We start from the raw sequence: 2,056 nt of genomic DNA on the forward strand, positions 1-2,056 counted from the left end.
GTAATGGTGTCTAGTTACGGCTCCTAACTTCTCGGCCGTTTCAATCCGCCCATACAAATCCAAAACCGGGATTTCCATGGTCGGCTTTCAACGTCTGTCGAAGCTGGACAGTCGCCTTCACTTTTCGTTTTGGTTAAGTCCTCGATCGATTAGTATCAGTCAACTCCACGTGTCACCACGCTTCCATCTCTGACCTATCAACCTGATCATCTTTCAGGGATCTTACTAGCTTGCGCTATGGGAAATCTCATCTTGAGGGGGGCTTCATGCTTAGATGCTTTCAGCACTTATCCCGTCCGCACATAGCTACCCAGCGATGCCTTTGGCAAGACAACTGGTACACCAGCGGTGCGTCCATCCCGGTCCTCTCGTACTAAGGACAGCTCCTCTCAAATTTCCTGCGCCCACGACGGATAGGGACCGAACTGTCTCACGACGTTCTGAACCCAGCTCGCGTACCGCTTTAATGGGCGAACAGCCCAACCCTTGGGACCGACTACAGCCCCAGGATGCGATGAGCCGACATCGAGGTGCCAAACCTCCCCGTCGATGTGGACTCTTGGGGGAGATAAGCCTGTTATCCCCGGGGTAGCTTTTATCCGTTGAGCGATGGCCCTTCCATGCGGAACCACCGGATCACTAAGCCCGACTTTCGTCCCTGCTCGACTTGTAGGTCTCGCAGTCAAGCTCCCTTGTGCCTTTACACTCTACGAATGATTTCCAACCATTCTGAGGGAACCTTTGGGCGCCTCCGTTACTCTTTAGGAGGCGACCGCCCCAGTCAAACTGTCCGCCTGACACTGTCTCCCGCCCCGATTGAGGGGCGCGGGTTAGAATTTCAATACAGCCAGGGTAGTATCCCACCGACGCCTCCACCGAAGCTAGCGCTCCGGCTTCTCAGGCTCCTACCTATCCTGTACAAGCTGTACCAAAATTCAATATCAGGCTACAGTAAAGCTCCACGGGGTCTTTCCGTCCTGTCGCGGGTAACCTGCATCTTCACAGGTACTATAATTTCACCGAGTCTCTCGTTGAGACAGTGCCCAGATCGTTACACCTTTCGTGCGGGTCGGAACTTACCCGACAAGGAATTTCGCTACCTTAGGACCGTTATAGTTACGGCCGCCGTTTACTGGGGCTTCAATTCAAAGCTTCGCTTACGCTAACCTCTCCTCTTAACCTTCCAGCACCGGGCAGGTGTCAGCCCCTATACTTCGCCTTGCGGCTTCGCAGAGACCTGTGTTTTTGCTAAACAGTCGCCTGGGCCTATTCACTGCGGCTTTTCCGGGCTATTCACCCTAAAAAGCACCCCTTCTCCCGAAGTTACGGGGTCATTTTGCCGAGTTCCTTAACGAGAGTTCTCTCGAACACCTTAGGATTCTCTCCTCGCCTACCTGTGTCGGTTTGCGGTACGGGCACCTTTCATCTCGCTAGAGGCTTTTCTTGGCAGTGTGGAATCAGGAACTTCGGTACTCTATTTCCCTCGCCATCACAGCTCAGCCTTCACGGAAACGGGATTTGCCTCGTTTCCAGCCTAACTGCTTGGACGCGCATATCCAACAGCGCGCTTACCCTATCCTCCTGCGTCCCCCCATTGCTCAAACGATTACTGGTGGTACAGGAATATCAACCTGTTGTCCATCGCCTACGCCTTTCGGCCTCGGCTTAGGTCCCGACTAACCCTGAGCGGACGAGCCTTCCTCAGGAAACCTTAGGCATTCGGTGGAAGGGATTCTCACCCTTCTTTCGCTACTCATACCGGCATTCTCACTTCTAAGCGCTCCACCAGTCCTTCCGGTCTGGCTTCAATGCCCTTAGAACGCTCTCCTACCATACTAGAGGTCAGAGGTCAGAGTTGAGAGGTCAGATTAAGACCATTTTTCCTTTTCCGACATCTCACTTCTCACTTCCGACCTCTAGCATCCACAGCTTCGGTGATACGTTTAGCCCCGGTACATTTTCGGCGCGGAGTCACTCGACCAGTGAGCTATTACGCACTCTTTAAATGGCGGCTGCTTCTAAGCCAACATCCTGGTTGTCTAACCAACTCCACACC

General features: G+C 53.3%; 1 rRNA gene. It reads right to left on the minus strand.

The features are described from left to right. Positions 1 to 129: 129 nt before the first annotated feature. Positions 130 to 2,056, minus strand: a 23S ribosomal RNA gene (locus MXD58_RS26320); the annotation flags it as partial.

The sequence above is a fragment of the Frankia sp. AgKG'84/4 genome, assembly GCF_023242965.2.
Taxonomy (GTDB): Bacteria; Actinomycetota; Actinomycetes; order Frankiales; family Frankiaceae; genus Frankia.